We start from the raw sequence: 24,447 nt of genomic DNA, 5'->3' as shown, positions 1-24,447 counted from the left end.
CTGTGATTCCTCATGGGGCGCTTTGGAAACCTTCAAGAACGTTCACGGCATTGATGCCGATTTCTGCCACCGCGTAGCCGCCTTCCATCACGAACAGCGTCGGCTTGCCAAGCGCCGCGATGCGCTTGCCCATCGCCAGGTAATCCGGGCTGTCGAGCTTGAATTGCGAGATGGGGTCGTCCTTGAACGTGTCGACACCCAGGGACACGACGATGACATCGGCGTCGTACCCCCGGATTTGCCCGCAGGCCTGCTCCAGCGCCGCGCTCCAGGTGTCCCAGCCTGAACCGGCTGGCAAAGGGTAGTTGAAATTGAAGCCCTCGCCGTCGCCCTCGCCCTGCTCGTCGGCATACCCCAGGAAGAATGGAAACTCCGCCTCTGGGTGACCGTGGATCGAGGCGAACAACACGTCGCTGCGCTCATAGAAAATCGATTGGGTGCCGTTGCCGTGGTGGTAATCCACATCCAGGATCGCGACCTTCTGATGGCCCTGGTCGAGAAAGGCCTGGGCGGCGATGGCGGCGTTGTTGAGGTAGCAATAACCACCCATCAAATCACCGGCGGCGTGGTGCCCCGGTGGGCGGCACAACGCAAAGGCACTGCGCGCCCCGCGCTGGATGTCCGCCTGAGCGGTAAGGGCCACTTGCGCGGCGCTGTAGGCCGCCTGCCAAGTGCCGGCGGTAATCGGCGCACCGCCGTCGAAACTGTAATAACCCAACTGGCCGTGCAGGCTCGTGGGAATGACCGAGCGCAGCGTTCGCGCCGGCCAGGTGAAGGGCAACAAATCACCGTCGCGGTTGTACTTGGCCCAGCGGTCCCAGGCGCCTTTGAAAAACTCCAGGTACGCCGCACTGTGGATGCGCTGGATCGGCCCCAGGCCAAAATCCTGCGGCGCCTCCACCGGCCCCAGCCCCTGCGCCTTGACCCGCTCCAGCACATGATCGGCCCGGGACGGCATCTCGAAGCAGGGCATCAATTGCCCATCCATCAACTCGCAGCGCCCGTGGTGCAGGTGGTGATCGTCTGAGTAGATCGTCAGCATTTTTTTGTTCTCCGCAAGGCTGATTCGGTTGAACACAGTCTTGCGGCGCGCGGCGTTTCAGAGAACGGCAGGAGAGGCCAAAAGGGGATCGAAATGGCCAAAAAGTTTGACCGTAAATCGCCCCTTGTTGGCGCGGGTGTGCGCGGGGTTGGGGCAGGGGAGCGGTCAGAGCCGGGGGCCAATCAGCTTAGAGATTATGGGCATAGCCGCGTTTTTCCTTGGTTGATTTGGAGTAATAAGCTAGATCGATTTTAAAAAGAGCGCGGACGTGGGCGAGCTGTGCTTTGAGATGAGATCGAGTCATGCGATCAGTATTTTCTGAAAACATAAGGTGGTAAATGGCAGGCCAAGTGACAGCTGCGTCCGAAAAATAGATGTCCTCACGAGGGCCCACGACTGAGATGCACTTTGTAGTAGAGAAAAGTGCAGATAAAAATTTGTCATGGATCATGGAGCAAGCGGATAGGAACAGGCGACGTTTTTTCAGGTGAGGTTCTAGGATTTTTGCAAGATCCGTATAGCCGATCTCATTCTGATTGGTCGTGAACAATCCATCTTCGTTCCCATGAGCAGAGATGTGCAGGTACCGATATCCCGACTTCCCGAACTCTGTAACGGCTTCGATGAACTGGTGTCGTGTCCTGACATAACGGTAGATGGGGTTTTTTTCGTGTAGCCTTAAGACTGAAGAAATAACACCCCCTTCAAAGCGGCCATTGCCCTCATCGTCAGGATTAAGTGTTTCAATAATGAAAACGTCAGGGGTCGAGGCCATTTAGGTGCTCAAGTAGTTTTGTTTGTAATGAATAATGCGTTTGGTCACGCAAGATTTCGTGATTCAGCTCTGTTGAAAATAGAAAATACCGTTGTTCTTGAATTTGTCGGCGTACCAAGCAACGCCGAGAATATGCTTCATTGCTTCCTTTTCTCCGGAAGGAACATCGTCTCGGTTTTTTAGGAATTCTTCAAATTTTACATTGTGGTTGGGAAATATTTCATTTAGCTCATTTAGTTTTTTTCGTCCATTTTCTACGGTTATGGACTTGCTTTTCTTTGAAAATCTATTGGGGTACAACAGATTGAAAGAGGACGAAAGGCGCCAGTGATTGGATACCCTGAGGTCATTGAAGTAATTGAAATGCCGGTTGTAGATGTTGGTGAGCAAGACAAAATCCACGAGATCGAAGCGTTCATGCCCAATTGGACTGTCTTCGGTAAAAAAACCACCCTCACCAAACAGGTAGCCACGCCACAGTTGCATGTCGATCTCTTTGTGACAGCACACAATTAATATGTTGGTGTCTTCGACTCTGCATTGCTTGACTTTTGCTTGGGTGGATTCCAGAAAATCCTTCATTACGTTATCTAGATTTTTCCCTTCTTTCACTGTGATGCCTTGTGGCGTTAAGCGCTCACGCGCGTCCTTAAGCGCCTGCTCGCGAAGTGCGTTGTGGGGCATTCTGTTTGAAAAGGTAAGCGTCACTTCGTCAGGGGGGCGTACTTCATCCTTATAAGAAGCGCATTTTACTTCGAGATTATATTTCCCCCCTTTTACAGTTATGCTGAAGTCAACATCTTTAGGCGATGTGACTTTATCTTCGTAGACGAATGCCGCATTGGGGTAGTCGATAAATTCACTCATGGCTGTTAGCTCGCAAGCAGCCTGTATATATTGACTCTCGTTAAAAGCCCCGGCGCGAACTTGCAATTTTTCTCGGATGAGACGCTTGACTGCTTTCTCGCCTATCTTAGCCTGAAGCGAATTGAGGATTTTATTCAGAGCGTGTAGGTACTCGTCGTAATGAATGCTGGTTTTTACAAGGTAGTGCTGGTTGTCAGTAATTTCACTCAGGTGATCGAGGAGCATGCGTCATATTTCCTTGTTCATTTGTTAGCTGAACGAATGCGCGGGGTTAGCGGGGGGAGCCCCTTGGGCATTGGCTATTCAGGTTTGATCGCGGGAAGCGAAAGGGCTGCACGTATTGCGTTCAAGGACACGTAGAAATCCTCAGTGTTGCCGAACGCCCCTCTGTAGATCTTGTGAACGAGAGCCTCATCTTGCTTGGCGATCTCAATGAACACGGCAAACGTCAAAGAGATGCCCCGTGGCAGCCGGAAGTAACCTTTGTCTATAAGTTGCTTGGCACGCAGTTCAAGCAATGGAAGGTTCGTCTTGAACATAGCATCCACCTTATCGATGCTGTCCAGTTTGAGTTCGCCGCTGAGGTAGCGGTCGTATCGAATGGTGTGGTCGCTTTCATACCATTCCGAAAGAATCTCGATGCCGAACTTTTTCGCCAGCTCGGCATCCATCGCCGAAACCAGCAGATTCGACCGGGCGTAGGTGGAGATGTAGGCGTAGAACTCCCGCTCCAAGGTCTCCAGGATCAAGGCGTTTTTCGATTTGCCAAGGGTATTGGCGACAGCGGCAATGGTCCTGTCCAGGCTGCTGCTCAAATTACGCAGCGTGTAGGAGACCGTTTCGGCCTTTTCAACATCGTTCATAGGGAATGACTCTGGGAAAGCTCCTCCGACGTAGAAGAGATGGAACCATCGTCTACCTGAAAAACCATTTAGTCAATTGTGGTTCATAAAATAAAATATGGTTATTTTGTTGTGATGTGAATTTCGATGGTTCTAGGACGTGCCTTATCCCGAGGCGATCACAGAGCGGGCACCCACCACCAATCCCCTGTGGGAGCGAGCTTGCTCGCGATGGCTGCAGCCCATACACATCTAAATCCGCCCCCTCCTCGGTCTGAAGGTGCAGGTGATCCGTGGCCAGAGATTGCTCCCTCGCCACGGGTTGGTGGTGTAGCGGTTAGCGCGGGTCGACGTTATCCAGCACTCGGTTTGCCAGCAATGAACTCATTTCGATCAGTTGCTGGATGCCGAGGGCGATGTGGCGGCGGGGGCCTTCCAGGTCGAAGGCCAGGTTGCTGATCATCGCGTCGGCGGATGCCAGGTTCTCGCTGAGGTTGGCGAGCAGGCATTCGTTGTCGGCGTTTTTTGCCACGGTGAAGAGCTGGCCTGGTTTGGATGTATCTTCGGACTTTTCCGGTTTCGGTAGCAGGTAGTGATCCAAGGCACGTTTGGCGGCTTCGTCGTGCCTTTTAGCCTCGGATCTGGTGTGCGGGGAGGTGCGGTCTGTCCCTGGGGGATTCGGTGTAGGCTTGAACATGTGCTGATACTCCATGGTTAAGCCGCAACCTCTTCCCTACTAAAAGAAGGGTGGCGGCTGTACGCAGGTTAGTAGACCGGGGAGATCAGCATTGCCGGCGCGCCGAAGCGCCCTGCGCACAGCCACCATCAAGGACAGGTTAGGAACCTGCTTCGATGGAGAACTTGTACATCTTACTGACACAACCCCGGGCTACTAAACCCGACCACTGATGGGCAGTGGCAGGGAAACGATAGAACCCGGGGGCAAGGCGCACAAGCGGGCGGATTCTGGCGTAGTTGTAGGCAATGGCGCAAGGATTCGTAGCTTGGTGGAAGCGTTGCGAAGGGAGAATAAACAAGCCTTCGTAATGCCCAGGATTCGGGGCGAAGGAGCTCGTTCCCGCTCGGTGGCGCAGCGGTTTTTCTGTAGGAATGCGCCGGCCTTTTTGGGGCTGCTGCGCAGCCCAGCGGGGATAAATCCCCTCGCCACAAAATGTACGTCCACCGCCACCGCCTTGTGGGAGCGAGCTTGCTCGCGATGGCGGCAGCACAGCGGTCATGCCAGAGTGCAGTCTAAAGGTGTTTGAACAACCTGAAGTCAGGCCATTTGAGCTTCAATTTCTGCGAGCAAGCCTTGAATTAAGCCTGCCGCATAACGCTGTGCGCTAATGAGGTCGTCTTCATCTTCGCCGCCATGAAACCGTGCGTATGCGACTGCCCCCACCTTTTCAAAACCTTCGCTGAAATGATCATCGCCAAAACGCCGGGCCAATGCAGCCAACCCATCGCTTACGGCCTCTCCATGCCTCCCCGTGCGAATTCGCTCGACAAAAAGCCTGGCAACATTTTCAAGTGAGCCTGAGTACCGAACTACATGGATGAGATCCGCTGCATCCTTGTTCTCTTGCCGCTGGTCAAGGGCAAGCGCTTTCAGAATCACGAATGCAGGCACGTCTGCAAAACGTATGATATCGACCGACATTCCTCCACTGTCGAGCAGTTGAGCACCGACCTCTTTTTCTTGATACCAGTCGTGCACGATTCTGGCGTGTTTAATGGTGAGTGCTGAGACCTGCTCACCGCTGACGCTTACGGCCTTTCCAGGTTGCTCGTCACCGGCATCACGCAGTAGCTCTACGACGACCTCAATATGCTCATCAACTTGTCTGCGCCATCTCCAAGACGTTGGTTTTCCATTCTCGACCCAACGTACAAATCCTCGCGCCTTCAACTGATCGGCAAGGCTAACGTATTCGTCGCCGGTCGCTAGGACTTCCAGGTTCAGCACAATATCTACATCAGACGTACCCGCATGCGTTGGCACCTCTGGTGGTGCCTCTGGAGTCAGATAGCGAGGCACTAGGCCGCCGACTAAGCGCAATGTGTCCTTCAAATTACCAAACGCACTGAGTAGCGTAAGCAAGGTCCTCTCACAGGCGTTCGTCACATCAGCGTCGTACCCCGCAGCCGTGCGGGGTTTCAATTCCTTGCCCATTCAACCTCCAAAAAATTCCTGATGTGCTCAGCCAGCTCTTTGTTTCGCCCTCTACCATCAAGGAGATCAAGATACAGAATGTATGGGCTTGCAAAATATGCAGGGTATTCAGGGTGCGGCTGCCTAAATAGCAAGCTAGCGCCTTCACGCTCAGTGATGGTTACGTTCGACCCTTTTTTTGCGGGCTTGAGCCCGAGCATATCCGCCATGTCCTGCGTATACCCCTTAGGAACAATCAGGTCGACGGTGTCTGTGCTTGTGAGCAAGGGTGCGAATACGTTTCCAGCAGCGGTCCCTGTGAATGCCCATGGATAATCGACCTGCTTTTCGGCAACTGTTTCTGCAACCCGGGCAAGTAGGTGCTTTGAGCTTTCCACAAACGTATACCAAGTGGATGAGTTCTCACGTGCTCGCGCCTGCCATTGCTCGGCCCACGCGTCGAGTAAGGCTCCAGGGTTGACCAACCGTCTCCGGCGGGTCGGCCCTCCACCTACAGACTCGCACCATTCGCGCTGCGTTAGCTCTTGAAGCACCAGTGAGCAGGTGTACTGAGAGGTTTCTGCCAAATTCGATAGCTCGGTTCCTGTCAGCCATTCATGACTGTGCATTAGCAGCGAATGAATGACGTTTTCGCGAGCACCTGTAAAAAGCTGTATCGCTCGCTTTGAGGTGTTGGGTTTTGATGGCCGCTGTATATCAACTAGCCAGTGGCCATGTTTTAGGTAGAGGCTTCCACCTAGCTCAAAAAATGCGATGTCTCTCTCTTTCAGTTCTTTCTTTGCGCCAGGACTCAGCGATTCCGCTGCAATCATCCGGACACTATCCACATCGCGGAGGCGATTTCGTTCAAAACTGTCCAGGCGCCAGACTGCGTCTCGGATGTCTCGGGGGTAAGCACTGCCAATGACCTCGACGAGGATCTTTAGGTCTTTAGCTGACATGCTCAGCTCGATCACACCGTCGGGACTTGCGTTTAGGCCTTCATGCCCATGATAAAAATCCAGGCCTGAGTGCACTTTAACGTGTGCCTCGTGACCAAAGGCGTCAGTGAGACTGTGCTCTAAGCTATCCAAGACCTGACCCTCAAGCTTGGAGTCCCAATCATGATGTCGTTCCATATCTTAGCTCCAATCCCATCTTTAGCTGGCCAGCAAAACCTCTGCGAGAAGCAATACCTTAGCTCAAATTAGGTGTTTAGCTGAACAGCTAAATAAGCCTAATAAGCTAATAATAGATCATTTTTTGACCTATAAGGATCCTAGACGCGTTAGGACGGGCTTGTAGCTGGTTGGCGACGGTGCTTGCTCCTCGCTCGGGGGCGGCTACGCCGATCAAACGATTGAATCGAGATCCAGCGTATACGGTTCACCAATAGCGTATCCGTGAGCACCACGGATCAATTCACCGTCGTCATCCCGGGTCGGTGCCATCGCCAGTTGCTCCTCCTCCCTGTTTTCCGGGTGTGCCTGCCAGCGGGCCAGGTCTTGTGCCAGTTGCTCGGGGTGTTCCGACAAGCTCCCATAGACGTCTTTTTCGCTGACCGATGCAGTGCGCAACGTAGCCAGGCGCGCGCGGGTGCTGTGCAGCTTGTCGACCTCGCGGATGAGCGCAATGTTGATATCGCTTTCGCTACGTCCATTGGGTGCGCTCCGTCCCGCCAGGGAGCGCTCTTCATCACGCAGCTGTTGGGTAATGCGTGCCAGCGCATTGTCGATCCATTCATATTCGCGTTTTGTCGCCAGTGTGCTTCCGGTTATGTGCGCTTCCTGCCAGCGCCGCAAGGTCGCCCAGCAAGCGGGGATGTAGCTGGGGAGCATGAAATGGTTGCCGGTCTGGATGAGTTGGGCCAGTAATGCAGGGCGGTCCGGTAGGCCATGTTTATGCTCGAGGGCCACCTCGCAGGCGGCGTGTTGGGTGATGGTGTCGCAACGGGGCATCCACAAGATCGAAGAGCGCTCCTTGCGATCGAACTCCACCGGTAGGAAATGTCGCAAGATCCCGTGGTGTTCATACGGTTCGCCCGTCCAGCGAGTGATGCCCGCGACGAACACGGAAAGGCCGACCGGTACGTTGGCGAATGCAAGGGCCAATCCTGTGCCATAAACGTTTCTCTTGGTATTCATCCAACTGCCGGGCACGCTGGGTATCGGGTCGTTGTGGTTGACCATTCGGTAGTGCACAAGGGGTTCGGCGTTTTTTGTGAAGGTGGCATCGGCGGCGCGAGGTGCACCATAAGTGTAGAGCTGGAGGGTGTAGCCTTCCGGTCGGCGCCGCAGCATTTCTGCCAGCAGCAATGCTACTGCGCCGCCCAGGCTGTGACCGCAGATCAGCAGTTTTTGCCCGGCGTAGAACCGGTCCAGATAACTCGTCACGAAGGCCGCAGTTTTTTTGGCGGCGCCATAGAAGCCTCGATGCACCTGGCCGACACCTTCCTCAAACGGCACTTGGCGTGCATCGGCGTCGCGCAGGAAGTCGGCGAGTTGCTGGGTGCCGCGCACGGCTATCAGGATCAGCTCGTCGTTGTGGGTGATGTAGGCCTGGGTGTCCGTGCTGTCTTCTTCGCCGGTGTCGTCAAGAAAATGGACGTTGGCGGGATGCTCTTGATGTATGCCCAATTCAGGATCGTTGACCGCGTAGAGGGCAGGGTCGAATGGCACGACCTCCAGGCGTCTGGAGTAGGGCACGTCTTCATACAGCGGGTAGTAGGGTTTTCTTTGCCCTGGATAGCACTCCCCGAGTTCCTCGGACTTGGCCAGTGCATCGGCGAACCAGTTACCCACGCTTGGCTGTCGAGTGAAGCTCACCGCTGTTGTGATCGGAGCCTTGTCGGGTTTCTGGCCGAAGGCACAATAGGTCAGTGTCGACATCAGGGCCAACTGGTACAAGTTGAGCGCGCAGAATGCTGAGGCGGTGGACAGCATGGGCCGCAGGGCACGCAACGGCCGTATTTCTAGCACCGTGTGTTTTTGCGGCATCACAGCCACGCCGAGCTTGCCATGTTCGCCCATCAGTCGTGCCGGCCCTGCCGGGTGCGGGTAATGGCGGTACACCTCGGGTGGCAAATGGGCGACGTGCTCGACCAGATGCCGCACTTCCACCTGGAAAAAGTCGTCTGCGCAGGCTTGTGCCGGGTTTTCCCGGGTGCGGGTGGCGTTTGGGTTCAGGTAGCGGGTTTGCTCGGCGCGAACTTGCAGTTCAGTGATCTTGAGGGGGTAGTGAGCTCTGCGTTGAAGCTCGATATAGAGTTTTTCCTCCCCTTGATACGGTTGCTCAAAGGTAAGGGCAATGGGCCCGGCATAGTGGTTGTTGACCTTACCGATACCCCTGGTATCCAGATTGCCCGAATATCTTTGTCCTTCCGAATCGATAGTGACATAGGCCAGCCCCGCATAAGGCTCACCAGAGCCCCATTCATCGACGAGCTGAAAGCTGGTCCATCTACCCCCTACAGGGCAGGTCAGATTGCGGCTGCTCAGCCTTGATTCCAATTCCTTTTGAAACGACGTCATACGTGATCTCCTTATTCCGTACAACCGGGGTAAATAGTGCATTTGCGTCCGTCGGGCATCTGAAAACCGCTGAAGTCTTTGTGATTACCGAAACAAAATGCGTATGGGTCTTCGAAACTATCGCCCATGCAGCGCTTCCAGCCGTTGGGCACCTTTACCCAGGTATCACCCATGTAGGGTCTTTCTTCGCGGGCCAGCTTGATTTTCATCCTCACGGTTTTACCCGGGAGCTGAGCAAGGGTGTACGCCGAGAAAGGACGCCCGCGCCCGAGCTCGACCTGTGGGTTGGTTTTTTTGCAGTCGAGGATTTTCCTGAGGATTCGAGGCTTGCCTGAGGTGCGGAACAACCATTGGCATTGGCCGTAAAAAGTACTTTCACCCGCTTCGCTGAAAACACCTTTGTAGTGTTCTTCCAGGGCATCGTGAATCAAGACCGTGGCCGAGTCCTGACTGATATCGCTCCAATCCTTGCCGTAGGCGGAGTGGATTTGGAGTTCGATGCGATTGATCACCAACGGGCAGCCCATGCGGGTGCGGCGAATGACGATTTCGGAGTCAGGTTTGTAGGCCTCGCGCCACGCCCTGTTGAACACCGGTGCTTTGTTATATCGGGTCTCGACGGTGCAGGTTTCGCCTGGGGCGGGGACGTAGTACACCGCCGCACGATAGGCAAAGTCAGGCGGCAAATCTGCCGTGAAAATAAACGTGTTCGGTGGTTTGTCGGCACAACCTGTCGCCATCGCCAGGCAGCCGTTCAAAGCGGCAATTCGCAGGGCAAGTTTCATAGCGGCGCGTCTCCTTGGCAGAACGCCGTCATCAGGCGCACCCGTTCAAAATGCTCGTCAGGTTTTTCGGCCGGGCGTACTTGCCAGTACGACGCCCGACTATAGGCGGGAGCTTGCAGGCCTTGGGTCAGCAAAAACTCCAACTGCTCAGGCGTCTGCCAGTGCCATGCCCCGGCCTGATCAAGCGTGGCGCGCAACCACATTTCCGGGTCCTGTTGTTCGGCAAGTGTGGCGAAGGCCTGGACATGCTCGGCCAACAGGAAACGGCGGGCATTGAGCAGGCGAGCTTGCGTTGCTTGTTGCGGGGTAGCAGGCATCTGCAACCAAAGAGGTGAATCTGGCACCGGATATGTCCCAGGTGCCGGGTTGCCCGTGCTTGCCCAACCCGTGTCCTGCCAATAGCAAACACTGAGCGCCGGTCCGAGGTAAGCCGGATAGGCTTCAACGGGCAAATGTTTGAGCGCCCGGGCCAGGACTCGATTGTCATGGAAGCGATACAGCACCTGATGAGGACGTTCTCCAATGATCAACCGCTCACGCCAGTGCTCCACCAGTCTTGGCAGGCCCCCTTGGGGAAGGCTGGCAAGCCATCCCCAGTGGTTGTCCGGTCGGTTGAGCAATTCATTGATAGGTTCGTCGCCGGGCCGCTCGACGCTGAACACAAAGGGCCCGGAGTCACCCAGCTCGGCAACCGGGGTTTGGGCGTAGATGCTCAGGTATTGGTCGGGACGACGGCTCTTGAGCAGTGTCTGGCGCACGGAGTGCTCATTTTCTGAGTCCAGGACGACGCACAAGGCATGCCCGAGACGTTGCTGTTCGATCAACCAGCGGTGCGGGAGTGGGTGAGTCATGCGGTGGCTTCCGTTGGGCAGAAACCCTCACGGCAAGCCTCGCAGACAGGGCAGAAATCCAGTCCCGCTGCTTTGCTGGCCGCCATCAGGGCACGTTGGGTGGGGGCGAGCTCCGGCGAGGGATCCGTCGAGCCTGGCGTGAACGACGATGCGGTGATACTGGCCATGGGCGCGCCGCCGAGCTGGATTGCACTGCTGCTGTAGACGCCGCTGTGGTCGATCACGATGTGCTCGCCACCGGCTTTCAAACTGAGGGTCGCACCTGCTTCAAGGACCAGATGGGCACCCGCCTTGATATGCACGTGTTGCCCGGCCTCGACGACCATTGTCTGATCGACGCGGGTGTGTCGGTTGGTGACGCGCAGGTAATCATTGCCTTTGACCTGGACCGAGCGGTCGGCGGCCGTGGTCCGATGTTCCTCGGCGTGCAGCACGGTGATGCTGTTACCCTTGATGGTTTCCCGCCGTTCGTTGCCAATCTCCAGGCGGCTGTCGTTCTCGATTTTCTGTTCCATGTCGCGCTGGGCCCGCAGATAGATCAGCTCCTGACCTGCACGATCTTCCAGATGCAACTCGTTGAAGCCTTGGCTGCCCGGCGAGCTGCAAGAACGAAACACCGAGCGGGTCTTGTGCGCCGGCAACGGGTAGGGCGCGGCATTGGCGCTATTGGTCAGGCACCCGCTGATCAAAGGCTTGTCGGGATCGCCTTCCATGAAGGTCACCAGCACCTCCATGCCCACCCTCGGGATCGTGACGCCGCCGTAGCGGTTGCCTGCCCAGTTGGAAGCAACTCGCAACCAACAACTGCTGCCGTCGTCGAAGTGTCCCGCACGATCCCAGAAAAACCGGACCTTGACCCGGCCGTACGGGTCGCAGTGGATATCTTCACCCTTGGGCCCCGTGACGATTGCCGTCTGGCTGCCCGATATACATGGTTTTCGATAAACCCGCTGCGAGCGGAAGATCGCGTTCCAAGGCGTGGCAACAAAGCGATTGCGATAGCCCTGGTTGAAGTGGTCTTCATGTCTACCTGTGTCGCAAGGGGCCATTTCCTCCAGCACCTGCGGCTGCTTGCCCTCGTGATTCACCTGGGTCAGGAGCCATAGGTCATTCCATTCCTGGCGAGGGTGCTCACTCAATGCCAGGAAGTGTCCCGTCGTCAGTGCCGGCTGATTGCTCTTTCCTTCAGCCTGGACGTAGTCGGCGCGATGGCGCTCCAAGGTCCTCTGGCTCAATAACTTGCCGCGTTTTTCCTGGGTAAAGTCACCCGGATATTCATAGGCCTCCACGTCTGGCCGGAGCGCTTCGAGGCTGGGCTGGCAACTGCTCTCCAATAGGTGTGTCGACTTCTTGAAGTCGTAATCACGGCGCGTGACGCGGCTGGTTCGGGGTTCCAGCCGCAGGCCGAACCGATGGATAACCGGTTCGTCGTAAACCATCCCGTTGCCGTGTTTATAAACAGTGCGCTGTTCAAGTCGAGGAAACACGGTCTGGTCATCACCCAATACCAACTGATGGCCCGACTCACTGTGCTGGAAGTGGTAATGCAGGCCTTCTTCGTGACACAGGCGTTCAATGAAGTGCAAATCGGACTCTCCATATTGCACGCAGTAATCACGAGTCGGGTAACTTGCACTTAACTGGAAATGATGAGCGTCCGTGAGAATGCCGTGCTCCTTGAAAATCGTTGTGATGATTTGCGGCACACTGGTTTGTTGAAAAATTCGCTGATTGGTGCGGTGTTCCAAGTAAGCCAGTCGTGGCACTAATCTTACTTTGTAGTAAGTCAGGCGATTGCAGGTGTCGCCTTGTGCAACGCGATAAATCAGGCCGTGAACACCGCTTCCCTGTTTATCGAATGTTAGAAAGGCTTGCCTGTTTAATAAATGTTCCAGATTCATGTCGCTTTGTTCGCTGACGAGTTCAATGTCGAACGAATAAGGTGCGCTGATGGCTTCGTAACCTTTGAAGGCCACGACTTGGAGATCATGTTTGAGATCCGTAATCGTGAGATGGAAGCTGGGCAAATCAAGGGTATGGAACATGCGAACGTCCTTGGGCTGTGGCTTTGACTCCTGCTCTCAGTGAAGCAGCCTTGCTGGATGCGCGCGCCGGCGCTGGTAAAAAAAGAAAAGGATGTAGGACTTTTCTCTGTAAGAGAAAGAGGTTGCGAATGAAATAATTTGAAGTGGTTTTCGTTGCCTGGACTGGAGGGTCAAATGTTGTCAACGACCGTTTCGTCTTCGGATGTTTCAGCGAATATCTATTTGGATTTGTTTCTTTGAAAAAAGGAAAGCTCCTACTTTTTTATCCTGAAAACCTTGGCATTCTTCGCGGCGTTCGGCTGGTAAAAAAGCGGTGTGAGTTCAGGGGAAGTGGTTGGATGATGTTTGGCGAAACTTCCTACAAGCGAAGCTGAATATTTACCACTCAATAACCATGTCGTCCAAACAACCCATGCCACAAACCGAATTGTCTCAGCAGGGGCGTGAATGTCGTATTCCGAAAAACTGTCCGTCCATTATCTGGCGCTCGCCAAAACTCCTGTGTCCAAGGAAAGTTTTGCGGGTGCGGATGTGCGTTTTTCAAATGAATACGAAGCCTTGGAGCGCGAGGTGAGCAAAACCCAGTCGATGCACGAAAGTGGCCATGTCGACTGGCTGAAGGTTCTTGAGGCAAGTGAAGCGTTGTTGCGCACCCAGTCGAAGGATCTGCGGGTGGTGGCCTGGCTGGTGTGGGCGCTGTATCAGTGTGAGTCGTTCCAGGGGTTGCTGGCGGGTCTCGGTCTTTTGCAGCACTTATGCAAGCACCATTGGCTGGACATTCATCCGCTCAAAAATCGAACCCGTGCCGCCAGCATCAATTGGTTGATGCCTCGCCTTGAGCAAGCGTTCGGCGATGACATTGCGATCAAGGAGCAATTGCCGATATTCCGTCATCTGGCGGCGCAACTGGAAGGCCTCGACGCTGCTTGCACCGCCCACTTGGGTGATGACGCGCCTCTACTGCTGCCGCTGTGTCGGCGCCTCAACACCATGATCCAGCGGGCCACCGAAAACCTGCCGCAAACGGGTGCCATTGGAACGGTTGTGGCCCAGGTAAAGCACGTTGCCACCCAGCTGTTCACGCCCGGCACTCCGATCGAAAACGAAAAAGAAGCCCACAAGGCCCTGCGCGTCCAGCAGGAAGGTGCGCGGCCGTTATGCACCTGGTGGCTCAAACAAAAAGCGACTGACGCTCGTGCCCTGCGCCTGAGTCGCACCATGCTCTGGCTGGCCATCGATGTATTGCCCGAGCGCAACGCCGAGCAGGTCACCCAGTTACGTGGCCTGCCGGCGGACAAACTCAAGGCTTATCAGGACCGACTCCAACAGGGCGATTACGCAGACCTGCTTGTGGATATCGAGGCGAGCCTGGCGACGGCGCCGTTCTGGTTCGATGGCCAGAGGCTTGCCTGGGAATGCCTGCAAGGGCTGAACGCCGAATTGGCCATGTGTGAGGTGGAAATCCACTTCGCGTTATTCATCCAGCGCCTGCCGGGCATTATCGAGTTGCGCTGGCATGACGGTACACCGTTCGCCGACTCGGCCACCCGGGGTTGGATCGCTGCCCAGGTCATGCCTCACCTGCAAAGCCCCGGCGGGGCACCCACAGCCGATGTCGCCGACAACCAGGCGCCTTGGGAACTGGCGCTGGAGGAGGCCGAGGCGATCCTGCGCAAGGACGGTCTCAAACCTGCCGTTCAGTTGCTCAGGCAAGCCATGCAAGGCGCCCATAGGACACGCGAGCGATTCCTCTGGCAGTTCGCGCTGGCTCGCCTGTGCTTTTCAGCCAGGAAATACGAACTCACCAAGGTTCAACTGGAGGTACTCGATCAGACGCTACGAAACGCAGGTCTGAACGCCTGGGAACCCCTCCTGGAGCTGCAGGTGCTGCACCTGTTGCACAGTTGCTGCGAGTTGTTGCCACAGAACCACTCTGTACGTGAGTGCAAGGAAGAGACCCATCGCAGGTTGTGTCACCTCGATCTGGAACGGGTCATTGAATAGGTCTCAGAGTCCCAAACTGCAAGGAGAAAGTCATGGCCAAAGAAGGCTCGGTCGCCCCTAAGGAACGCATCAACGTCACCTTCAAACCCGCCACCGGCGGTGCTCGGGAGGACATTGAACTGCCGTTGAAATTGTTGGCGCTCGGTGATTACACCCACCGCAAGGACGAACGCAAGGTCGAGGATCGCAAGCCGATTGGCATCGACAAAATGACCTTCGACGAAGTGTTGGCCAAGCAAGCGCTGAGCCTGACCCTGAGCGTACCGAATCGTCTCCAGGCACAGGACGGTACTGAGGAATTGGCGGTACAGCTGCGCTTGAACTCGATGAAAGACTTCAACCCGGCGAGCCTGGTCGAGCAAGTACCGGAACTCAGCAAACTGATGGCGTTGCGCGACGCGTTGGTGGCGCTCAAGGGCCCATTGGGCAACGCGCCGGCGTTTCGTAAAGCCATCGAAGGCGTACTCGCCAATGACGATTCCCGCCGTCGCGTCCTGGATGAGCTGGGTCTGGATACCACCGCGAAGAGCGCTTGATTCTTTCAGCCAAGGAAGCCGAAACATGAGTACCCATGCAGTACAGCAGCAGAGCCAGGACAACGCGGATTACAGCATTCTGGAACGCATCATCGCCCAGACCCGCCTGACCCCGGACGATGAGGCCTACGACATTGCCAAGCGCGGTGTATCCGCGTTCATCGAAGAGTTGCTCAAACCGCAAAACAGCGGCGAACCGGTCAAGAAAGCCATGGTTGACCGCATGATCGCCGAAATCGACGCCAAGCTCAGTCGCCAGATGGACGAAATCCTCCACCACCCGCAATTCCAGGCGTTGGAGTCGGCCTGGCGCGGCTTGCAGTTGCTGGTGGACCGCACTGACTTCCGTGAAAACATCAAGATAGAAATGCTCAACGTGTCCAAGGACGATTTGCTGGACGACTTCGAGGACTCGCCGGAAGTCATGCAATCGGGCCTGTACAAGCATATCTACACCGCAGAGTACGGCCAGTTCGGTGGACAGCCGGTGGGTGCGGTCATCGCCAACTACTTCATGTCCCCAAGCTCGCCGGACGTGAAATTGATGCAGTACGTGTCCAGTGTCGCCTGCATGTCCCATGCGCCATTCATCGCCGCGGCCGGTCCGAAATTCTTCGGCTTGGAGAGCTTCACCGGACTGCCGGACCTCAAGGACCTTAAAGACCATTTCGAAGGTCCGCAATTCGCCAAGTGGCAGAGCTTCCGTCAATCGGAAGACGCCCGTTATTTCGGCCTGACCGTACCGCGCTTCCTGTTGCGCAACCCATACGACCCCCAAGAGAACCCGGTCAAGTCGTTCGTCTACAAGGAAACCGTTGCCAACAGCCACGAGCACTACCTGTGGGGCAACACGGCGTATGCGTTCGGTACGAGGCTGACCGACAGCTTCGCCAAATTCCGCTGGTGCCCGAACATCGTCGGTCCCCAAAGCGGTGGCGCGGTCGAAGACCTGCCGTTGCACCACTTCGAAAGCATGGGCGAAATCGAAACCAAGATCCCGACCGAAGTGCTGGTGTCCGACCGTCGCGAATACGAATTGGCCGAGGAAGGCTTCATCTCCCTGACCATGCGCAAAGGCAGTGACAATGCCGCGTTCTTTTCCGCCAGCTCCGTGCAGAAACCGAAGTTCTTCGGTAACAGTGCCGAGGACAAGCATGCCGAGCTGAACTACAAACTCGGCACCCAGTTGCCGTACATGATGATCGTCAATCGCCTGGCTCATTATCTGAAGGTGCTGCAGCGCGAGCAATTGGGATCCTGGAAAGAGCGTACGGACCTGGAGCGTGAGCTCAACAACTGGATCCGCCAGTACGTGGCCGACCAGGAGAACCCGAGTGCCGAAGTCCGTGGCCGCCGTCCATTACGTGCGGCGAAGGTCATTGTCAGTGACGTGGACGGTGAGCCGGGCTGGTACCGCGTTGGCCTCAACGTTCGGCCTCACTTCAAGTACATGGGCGCCGATTTCACGCTGTCGCTGGTTGGCAAATTGGACAAGGCGTAAGCACCCATGACTTACGGCAGCCTTTTCGAGCGCCTGGCCGGTGATTCCAAAAAGCGCGCGGGTTTGAGCCGCGAGGTCTGCATCGTCACATCCGTGGCTGCGCATCTGGCCAAGATGCTCAGCACCCGGGCGGGTAGCGTGCAGACGCTCGTGGATTACGGGCTGCCGGACCTCAATGACATGCGCTTGAGCCTGCACGACGCGAGGAGCCAGGCCCGCATGGCGATCGAGACCTTTATCAAGGCCTACGAGCCACGTCTGCGCAATGTCTGTGTCGTTTCAATGCCGAGTAACGCCGATCAGCTTCGCCTGTCCTTGCGCATCGACGCCTTGCTGGATGTGGAGGGGATCAAGCGGCAGGTCAGTTTTTCCGCGTGCCTGGACGGCAGCGGTCAGGTCAAGGTCAAGGATAGCCCCTGATGTCGTTCAATCATTACTACCAGAGCGAGCTGACGGCGCTCCGCCAACTGGGTCGACGTTTCGCCGAGCGTAACCCGGCGTTGGCTCCCTTCCTGGGACAGGCCGGACGGGATCCGGATGTAGAACGGCTGCTGGAGGGGTTTGCATTTCTGACCGGGCGACTGCGCCAGAAGCTCGATGACCAGTTGCCGGAGCTGAGCCATTCGCTGATGCAGCTGTTGTGGCCGAACTACATGCGGCCATTGCCAGCCTTCGGCATTTTACAGTTCGATCCGCTGCAGCGATCCGGCCCGGCGCTGCGGGTCGAGCGCGATACGCCGGTCGAAAGCAAGCCTGTCCAGCAGGTGCGTTGTCGTTTCCTGACGTGTTACCCCACGCAAGTCCTGGCGCTTGATCTGACTCGGTTGAGTTACTCCGTGAAAGGGGAGGGGTCGCTGTTGAGCCTGCATCTGGAGATGTGTTGCGACGGTCATTTAGGCGAGCTGCAACTGAGCCGTTTGCGCCTGCACTTGACCGGCGAGCGCTACATCAGCCAGATGCTCTATCTCAGCCTGTTACGTAATCTCGAGGTTATCGAGCTGATCCCGCTGGACGGCACTGGTGTGGCCCTGCGGGCTGCGGATGGCAGTCCAATGACATTCAGGCTCCCCGCCGACCGTGTTCAGCCGGTAGGGTTTGCCGAAGAGGAAGCGCTGGTCCCGTATCCTCTGAATACCTTTCGCGGCTATCGCTACCTGCAAGAATATTTCGCTTTCCAGGACAAGTTCCTGTTCGTCGACATCGATGGCCTGGACGTGATCAACGCCCTGCCGCACGGCAACATCGAACAGATACGTGGCCTGGAGCTGCGCTTCGATATTGGCAAAAGTGGTATCCAGCGGATGCGCCCGACGCTGGATAACATAAAGCTGTACTGCACGCCGATCGTCAATCTGTTCAAGCATGACGCCCAGCCGATCCGCCTGGACGGCAAACAGGATGAGTACCTGCTGTTGCCGGCCGATTACGACCAGGCGCACTGCGGCGTGTTTTCGGTCGAAAGCGTCACTGGCTGGAGCCCCGGAGGCCTGGGTTATCAGGCTTATGTGCCGTTCGAGTCTTTCGAGCACGATTCAAGCTTCGATGTGCCCCACAGCCGCCCCTACTACAGCGTTCGTCAGCGACCTTCGTTGTTGCACGGCGGTCTGGACACTTGCCTGGGCTTTGGTGTCCGACACACTCACCCGCATGAAACCCTGTCCATCGAGTTGATGTGCACCAACCGGAACCTGCCGCGCCAGCTCAAGCCGGGTGACATCGACCAACCCGGCGAAAAAAGCCCCGAGGGGCTGAGTTTCCGCAACATCGGCCCCGTCACGCCAAGCTTCGCGCCGCCACTCAATCACGACTTCCTCTGGAAGCTGATCAGCAACATGTCGCTCAACTACCTGTCACTGGCAGACGTCAATGCGCTCAAGGTGATTCTCGAAAGTTACGATTTTCCGCGTTACCACGACGAGCAGGCAGAGAAAGTCAGCAAGCGTTTGCTGGAGGGGCTCAAGTCGATCCGGCACCAACACGTCGACCGCCTGCACCGGGGCTTGCCGGTGCGTGGCTTGCGCACCGAACTGATCGTCGACCCGCAGGGTTACATCGGCGAGGGCGACCTGTTCGTCTTCGCCTCGGTCCTCAACGAGTTCTTCGCGTTGTATGCCAGCCTCAATTCGTACCACGAGCTGCGGGTGAACAGCACACAGGGAGAGGTGTACCAATGGACACCCCGCATGGGCCAACAGCCGCTTCTCTGAGCGTGCTGACACGAGGAATACGCGAGTACTCGTTATTCCAGGCTGTGTTGCTGGTCATTGATCGGCTACGCGAGGCTCACCCTGGCCTGGATGATGACGCGCTGTACGACCAGTTGGAATTCCAGGCCAATCCAAGCCTGGGGTTCCCGGCCAGCGACATTGATCGCGTGGAGTTTTTCGAAGAACACGGCCAGGTGCGGGCGCGTCTGTGCTTGAACCTGATCGGACTGGTGGGGGCGGGGTCGCCGCTGCCGGCGTTCTATGGTGAGCAGGCCCTGGGGGATGAAAAGGACAACCCGACACGGGACTTCCTCGACGTCTTTCACCATCGTCTCCAACGGCTGATGTTGCCGATCTGGCGCAAGTACCGTTACTGCGCAAGTTTTCAGAGCGGTGCCCGAGATCCGTTTTCCGAACAGTTGTACGCGTTGATCGGTTTGGGGGGCGAAGAGATTCGCAAGGCCAGCCAACTGAACTGGAAACGTCTGCTGCCATACCTGGGCTTGCTGAGCCTGCGTGCCCATTCGGCGGCGCTGATCGAAGCCGTACTGCGTTATTACTTCAAGCACGCCGAACTGAACCTCGAACAGTGCATCGAGCGGCATGTGGACATCCTTGAGGAACAGCGCAATCGCCTGGGAAGCGCCAATAGCCTGCTCAGCCAGGACCTGGTGCTCGGCGAGCGGGTGCGCGACCGCAGCGGCAAGTTCCGGATCCATGTCTGCGAGCTGGACTGGCAGCGTTTCCACGAATTCTTGCCCATCGGAAGCGGTTACCAGCCGTTGTGCTCGCTGGTGCGATTCACCCTGCGTGATCCCCTTGAATATGACATTCGCCTGGTCCTGCGCCAGCAGGAGATTCGTCAGCTGTGCATCGGTGAACAGAACACCTGCCGCCTGGGATGGACCAGTTGGCTGGGACACGAGCGCGCCGATGGGATGGTGACCCTTGGCAGCAAAATTCATTAGGAATGGATGACATGATCAACGTAGACCTTCAACAATTGATCCAGGCGTTGGACGCCGAAACCAGGCGTGATCTGGAGCGCGCGGCCGAGCAATGCGTGGCCCGTGGCGCAGACAAGGTCCTGGTGGAGGACTTGATGCTGGGCTTGTTGGAGCGTCCGCAGGGGCTGCTCGCGCGTGCCTTGCAGGATGCCCAGGTCAGTGCCGGCGAACTGGGCGCGGCCCTGCAACCGCGGATGGGGCACAGTGCTTCGCGCAACCCGGTATTTGCCCCGGAACTGGTGCAGTGGTTGCAGGATGCGCTGCTGGTGGCCAATCTCGAACTCGGCCGCGGCCAGGTCGGACAAGCCGCGTTGATCCTGGCGTTGCTGCGCAATCCGCTCCGCTACGCCGGGAGTGCTTACCTGGCGCTGCTGACCCGACTGAATGTCGATCGGCTGAAAGCGTTCGCCTTGTCGCAACAGGCTCAACCGGTTGCCGACCAGCCCACCACGCCGGACGACTCCCTGCTGGCGCGCTTTACCCATGACCTGACCCGACAGGCCCGCGAAGGCCAACTCGACCCGGTGCTGTGTCGCGATGACGAAATCAGGCAGATGATCGATATTCTCGTTCGTCGCCGCAAAAACAATCCAATCGTGGTCGGTGAAGCAGGGGTGGGCAAGACCGCCATCGTCGAGGGGTTGGCGTTGCGCATCGTCGCCGGGAACGTACCCCCAGCGCTTGAGGGCGTTGAACTGCTTTCGCTGGATATGGGACTGCTGCAGGCCGGTGCCAGCATCAAAGGGGAATTCGAGCGTCGTCTCAAAGGGGTGGTCGACGAGGTCAAGGCTTCGTCCAAATCCATCATCCTGTTCATCGACGAGGCCCATACCTTGATCGGCGGGGGTAACAACGCCGGGGGCGCCGATGCGGCGAACCTGCTCAAGCCAGCCTTGGCCCGGGGCGAGCTGCGTACGATCGCGGCCACCACCTGGACCGAGTATAAAAAATACTTTGAAAAAGACTCGGCCCTGGCCCGTCGTTTCCAACCGGTGCAATTGCACGAGCCGACCGTCGGTGGAGCGGTGACCATCCTGCGTGGCCTGGCCCGTATCTACGAAAACAGCCACGGCATCTACCTGCGTGATGATGCGGTGGTCGCGGCGGCGCAATTATCGGCCTGCTACCTGGCCGGTCGTCAGTTGCCGGACAAGGCCGTGGACGTGCTCGACACCGCCTGCGCTCGCGTGCGTATCAGCCTGGCCACTGCCCCGCAAAGCCTGGAGCGATTGCGCGGCGAGCTGGCGGAAGGCGAGTGCCAACGCCGGGCGCTGCGGCGTGATGCCGAGGCGGGCCTATCCATTGATCTTCAGGCGCTGGAAACGTTGGAGGCAGGTCTGGCGGCCATCGAAGACGAGTGCCAAACGCTGGAAATCCAATGGACCGAGCAACGTATCCTCGCGGAGCGTTTGCTGTCGCTGCGTCAGCAATTGGCCAGGGCACGGGAAAGCGCGGTCGATCAAGACCTCAGTATTGAAGCCCTGGAAGCGGCGGTGGAGCAAACATACGGCTCGCTGGTGGCTGCGCAAACCCAGGAGCGCCTGGTCAGTTTCGAAGTTTGCCCACGACTGATAGCCGAGGTGATCAACGCATGGACCGGTGTACCGCTGGCGCAATTGGCACGCGAGCACAATCTGAAAGTCGCCAGTTTCGCCACGGACCTGCGTGCGCGTATTCGTGGACAGGAACCGGCTGTGCAGGCCCTTGATCGTGCGATGCGCGCCGCCGCCGCAGGCTTGAACAAACCCGATGTCCCGGTGGGCGTATTTCTGTTGGTAGGCCCCAGTGGCGTCGGCAAGACCGAAACGGCACATGCCCTCGCCGACCTGCTCTATGGCGGTGAGCGTTTCATCACCACGATCAACATGGCCGAGTTTCAGGAGAAACACACCGTTTCCCGGCTGATCGGCGCGCCGCCGGGCTACGTCGGTTTTGGCGAAGGTGGCATGCTTACCGAAGCCGTGCGGCAAAAGCCCTATAGCGTGGTGTTGCTCGATGAGGTCGAAAAAGCCGATCCCGATGTGTTGAACCTGTTCTACCAGATCTTCGACAAGGGCCTGGCCAACGATGGGGAAGGGCGGGAGATTGATTTTCGCAACACCCTGATTCTGATGACGTCGAACCTGGGCAGTGAACGTATTGACGCACTGTGCGAAAACGGCGCACAACCGAGTGCCGAGCGCCTCGAAGAATCCATTCGCCCGATCCTCAGCGAGCATTTCAAGCCAGCGCTGCTGGCCCGTATGTGCGTGGTCCCGTATTACCCGGTCAGCGGGCCGGTGTTGCGTGAGCTGGTGGAAATCAAACTCGACCGCCTGGGCGAGCGGTTGCGTCGTCGGCAGTTGGGCTTCAGTTATTGCGGGCATCTGGTGAGCCATCTGGTCGAGCGCTGCAGTCGCAATGACCGTGGTGCGCGGCTGATTGACCAACTGCTCGACCAGCACCTGATGCCGCTGGTGGCCGACCGCTTGCTCGCGGCCATGGCCGGTGGCGAACCGCTACGGCATGTACACGCGGTGCTCGAGGGTGAAGCCAGCGTCGCGTGCGAGTTCTCCTGAGGTGGGCGCCATGTTCAAGACGCTCTCGCAGCCGCTGGACTATGCCGAAGCACTCTTGGCGCAGTTCTTCAGCCTCTCGCGTTTGGCGGACGGTGCGGTGTTGGTGGGGGATTTCCTTCAGGGCGTGGCGCGGCTCAGCGGCTGTGAGCTGGTGCAGTTGTACGTGCTCGATGCCACCGGTACCCGCCTGGAAATGAACACCGAATGCCTGGAAGGCCAGTTGCAGTTTCGTGACCCGCAAAGCCTGCCTTCCGATTATCGCGCTGAGCAATTGCTGCAGTTTTCCCTGGGCCAGAACCGTGTGGTGTGTCTTGGCGCGTTGGGCGACAGCGTGCACGAAACCCGCTTCCTGCCAGCCCGGGCCACACCCTGGCAGTCACTGCTGTGTGTACCCCTGGTCGACCCGCAGGGTCGTGTCGGAGGCCTACTGCTGTGTGCCAGCGATCAGCATCTCGACCTGCATGGGGTTGCTGAATCCCTAGGACAGCTCGGGGCTTTTGCCCTTGGCCAGATGCATCTGCTGCAGCGCCTGCAGCGTCCTGTCGACGAGCCCGTATCCGTTACCTCAAGCCTGCCGAGTGGCATCAGCTATGGCCTGATCGGCAAGAGCGTGGCGATGCGCAAGACGTGCTCATTGATCAGTAAAGTGCTGCACAGCCCCTATACCGTCTTGCTGCGGGGTGAGACCGGCACCGGCAAGGAGGTGGTGGCCCGGGCCCTCCATGACCATGGCCCGCGTCGATCCAAGGCGTTTATCGTGCAGAACTGTGCGGCGGTTCCCGAGAATCTGCTGGAAAGCGAGCTGTTCGGCTATCGCAAGGGCGCGTTCACCGGTGCCGATCGGGACCGTGCCGGGCTGTTCGACGCGGCCAACGGTGGCACGCTGTTGCTCGATGAAATTGGCGACATGCCGCTGTCCCTGCAAGCCAAGTTGCTACGCGTGTTGCAGGAAGGCGAAATTCGTCCGTTGGGGTCCAACGACACTCATCACGTCGACGTGCGCATCGTTGCCGCCACTCACCGCGACCTTAAGCAGTTGATGGAGGAGGGCAAGTTCCGCGAAGACCTGTATTACCGCCTGGCACAATTTCCGATCCAGTTACCGGCGTTGTGTCAGCGCGATGGCGACATCATTGAACTGGCGCGGCATTTTGCCGAGAAGGCTTGCGCGCTCCTGCAGCGTGATCCGGTGCGTTGGTCAGAGGCAGCGCTCGATCACCTGGCTGCCTACGGTTTCCCGGGCAACGTCCGTGAACTCAAGAGTGTCGTGGAAAGGGCAGTGCTCCTGTGCGAGAGCGGCGAACTGCTCATCGAGCATTTTGCGCTGCACATCGAGCCCCCTTCCGAGCGCGGCCGCATCAATCTGCGTGAGCGAATGGAACAGATCGAACGAGGTTTGTTGATCGATTGCCTGCGCGAGCATTCGGGTAACAAGACCCGCGCCGCCAGCGAACTCGGCCTGCCGCTGCGCACATTGATTTATCGCCTTGCGCGTCTGAACGTCCAGCGCAGTGATTTCAATGATTGACCCTGTCCTCGCCCTATTCGCAGCCGTTCCAGCCCGACCCTTTCATTCCTGGAGACTTTTCGATGCCTGTCTTTTCCTGGCGAGCAGTCCTGTTGATGGTTCTCGTGTCACTCACCCTGGGCGGTTGCAACGCCAATTACACATTCAACGACAGTGGTTATCGCCCTTTGGGTGATCCACAGGCGGTTAATCGCGGCAAGTGATCCCAAGGAGCCTT

The 24,447-nt window shown here is 57.4% G+C and carries 20 protein-coding genes; 9 read left to right on the top strand and 11 right to left on the bottom strand.

Features of this window, described 5'->3' with window-relative positions; all coding sequences use genetic code 11:
• Nucleotides 1–10: 10 nt before the first annotated feature.
• The 11 genes from ACZ5M5_RS30210 to ACZ5M5_RS30160 all read right to left on the bottom strand — a co-directional run bounded on the left by ACZ5M5_RS30210 (nucleotide 11) and on the right by ACZ5M5_RS30160 (nucleotide 12,889).
• Nucleotides 11–1,042 (bottom strand): histone deacetylase family protein, encoded by a 1,032-nt coding sequence (locus tag ACZ5M5_RS30210; RefSeq protein ID WP_158455008.1) that lies wholly within the window; start codon nucleotides 1,040–1,042, stop codon nucleotides 11–13.
• 187 nt (nucleotides 1,043–1,229) lie between these two features.
• Nucleotides 1,230–1,817: a hypothetical protein gene (locus ACZ5M5_RS30205; protein ID WP_207268105.1), complete on the bottom strand. Its 588-nt coding sequence runs from the start codon at nucleotides 1,815–1,817 to the stop codon at nucleotides 1,230–1,232.
• Nucleotides 1,818–1,880: 63 nt separating this feature from the next.
• Nucleotides 1,881–2,909: a hypothetical protein gene (locus tag ACZ5M5_RS30200; protein ID WP_464738371.1), complete on the bottom strand. Its 1,029-nt coding sequence runs from the start codon at nucleotides 2,907–2,909 to the stop codon at nucleotides 1,881–1,883.
• 74 nt (nucleotides 2,910–2,983) lie between these two features.
• Nucleotides 2,984–3,547, bottom strand: coding sequence for a hypothetical protein (locus tag ACZ5M5_RS30195; RefSeq protein WP_464738370.1), 564 nt, complete (start codon nucleotides 3,545–3,547; stop codon nucleotides 2,984–2,986).
• Nucleotides 3,548–3,863: 316 nt separating this feature from the next.
• Nucleotides 3,864–4,223 carry a DUF6124 family protein gene (locus ACZ5M5_RS30190; RefSeq protein WP_207283944.1) on the bottom strand — a complete coding sequence of 120 codons (360 nt, stop codon included), beginning with the start codon at nucleotides 4,221–4,223 and terminating at the stop codon, nucleotides 3,864–3,866.
• A 579-nt stretch (nucleotides 4,224–4,802) separates the two neighbouring features.
• A complete protein-coding gene (locus ACZ5M5_RS30185; protein ID WP_464738369.1) occupies nucleotides 4,803–5,699 on the bottom strand; it encodes a hypothetical protein in 897 nt (298 codons plus the stop codon).
• Complete coding sequence (locus tag ACZ5M5_RS30180; RefSeq protein ID WP_464738368.1) at nucleotides 5,684–6,817, bottom strand: type IV toxin-antitoxin system AbiEi family antitoxin; 1,134 nt, start codon at nucleotides 6,815–6,817, stop codon at nucleotides 5,684–5,686. Before ACZ5M5_RS30180 ends, ACZ5M5_RS30185 begins: the two co-directional genes overlap by 16 nt.
• Before the next feature lie 213 nt (nucleotides 6,818–7,030).
• Entirely contained in the window at nucleotides 7,031–9,208 is a 2,178-nt protein-coding gene (locus tag ACZ5M5_RS30175; protein WP_464738367.1) for a lipase family protein, read from the bottom strand.
• Nucleotides 9,209–9,219: 11 nt separating this feature from the next.
• Nucleotides 9,220–9,993: a hypothetical protein gene (locus ACZ5M5_RS30170; RefSeq protein WP_464738366.1), complete on the bottom strand. Its 774-nt coding sequence runs from the start codon at nucleotides 9,991–9,993 to the stop codon at nucleotides 9,220–9,222.
• Entirely contained in the window at nucleotides 9,990–10,844 is an 855-nt protein-coding gene (locus tag ACZ5M5_RS30165; RefSeq protein WP_060739989.1) for a DUF4123 domain-containing protein, read from the bottom strand. The genes ACZ5M5_RS30170 and ACZ5M5_RS30165 overlap by 4 nt, the downstream gene beginning before the upstream one ends.
• Nucleotides 10,841–12,889, bottom strand: coding sequence for a type VI secretion system Vgr family protein (locus ACZ5M5_RS30160; RefSeq protein WP_060739990.1), 2,049 nt, complete (start codon nucleotides 12,887–12,889; stop codon nucleotides 10,841–10,843). Before ACZ5M5_RS30160 ends, ACZ5M5_RS30165 begins: the two co-directional genes overlap by 4 nt.
• Nucleotides 12,890–13,336: 447 nt before the next feature.
• Between ACZ5M5_RS30160 and tssA the strand changes: the two genes are divergently transcribed.
• The 9 genes from tssA to ACZ5M5_RS30115 all read left to right on the top strand — a co-directional run bounded on the left by tssA (nucleotide 13,337) and on the right by ACZ5M5_RS30115 (nucleotide 24,433).
• Nucleotides 13,337–14,893 (top strand): type VI secretion system protein TssA, encoded by a 1,557-nt coding sequence (tssA, locus tag ACZ5M5_RS30155; RefSeq protein ID WP_464738365.1) that lies wholly within the window; start codon nucleotides 13,337–13,339, stop codon nucleotides 14,891–14,893.
• A 32-nt stretch (nucleotides 14,894–14,925) separates the two neighbouring features.
• Nucleotides 14,926–15,429 (top strand): type VI secretion system contractile sheath small subunit, encoded by a 504-nt coding sequence (gene tssB / locus ACZ5M5_RS30150; RefSeq protein ID WP_060739992.1) that lies wholly within the window; start codon nucleotides 14,926–14,928, stop codon nucleotides 15,427–15,429.
• A gap of 25 nt (nucleotides 15,430–15,454) precedes the next feature.
• Nucleotides 15,455–16,930 (top strand): type VI secretion system contractile sheath large subunit, encoded by a 1,476-nt coding sequence (gene tssC / locus ACZ5M5_RS30145; RefSeq protein ID WP_464738364.1) that lies wholly within the window; start codon nucleotides 15,455–15,457, stop codon nucleotides 16,928–16,930.
• A 6-nt stretch (nucleotides 16,931–16,936) separates the two neighbouring features.
• A complete protein-coding gene (gene tssE / locus ACZ5M5_RS30140) occupies nucleotides 16,937–17,350 on the top strand; it encodes a type VI secretion system baseplate subunit TssE (RefSeq protein ID WP_060739994.1) in 414 nt (137 codons plus the stop codon).
• The gene (tssF, locus tag ACZ5M5_RS30135) at nucleotides 17,350–19,137 is read left to right on the top strand and encodes a type VI secretion system baseplate subunit TssF (RefSeq protein ID WP_060739995.1); all 1,788 of its coding nucleotides are present in this window, start codon (nucleotides 17,350–17,352) and stop codon (nucleotides 19,135–19,137) included. The genes tssE and tssF overlap by 1 nt, the downstream gene beginning before the upstream one ends.
• Nucleotides 19,101–20,105, top strand: coding sequence for a type VI secretion system baseplate subunit TssG (gene tssG / locus ACZ5M5_RS30130; protein WP_464738363.1), 1,005 nt, complete (start codon nucleotides 19,101–19,103; stop codon nucleotides 20,103–20,105). The genes tssF and tssG overlap by 37 nt, the downstream gene beginning before the upstream one ends.
• Before the next feature lie 11 nt (nucleotides 20,106–20,116).
• Nucleotides 20,117–22,702, top strand: a complete 2,586-nt coding sequence (gene tssH / locus ACZ5M5_RS30125) for a type VI secretion system ATPase TssH (protein WP_464738362.1) — start codon at nucleotides 20,117–20,119, stop codon at nucleotides 22,700–22,702.
• 10 nt (nucleotides 22,703–22,712) lie between these two features.
• The gene (locus ACZ5M5_RS30120) at nucleotides 22,713–24,230 is read left to right on the top strand and encodes a sigma-54 interaction domain-containing protein (RefSeq protein ID WP_103309070.1); all 1,518 of its coding nucleotides are present in this window, start codon (nucleotides 22,713–22,715) and stop codon (nucleotides 24,228–24,230) included.
• Between the two features lie 62 nt (nucleotides 24,231–24,292).
• On the top strand, nucleotides 24,293–24,433 hold the full coding sequence (locus ACZ5M5_RS30115) for a hypothetical protein (protein ID WP_060739999.1): 141 nt from the start codon (nucleotides 24,293–24,295) through the stop codon (nucleotides 24,431–24,433).
• The last annotated feature ends 14 nt before the right edge of the window (nucleotides 24,434–24,447 follow it).

This window comes from Pseudomonas sp. Van50 (assembly GCF_055390755.1).
This window is presented reverse-complemented; position numbering and strand designations above follow the sequence as displayed.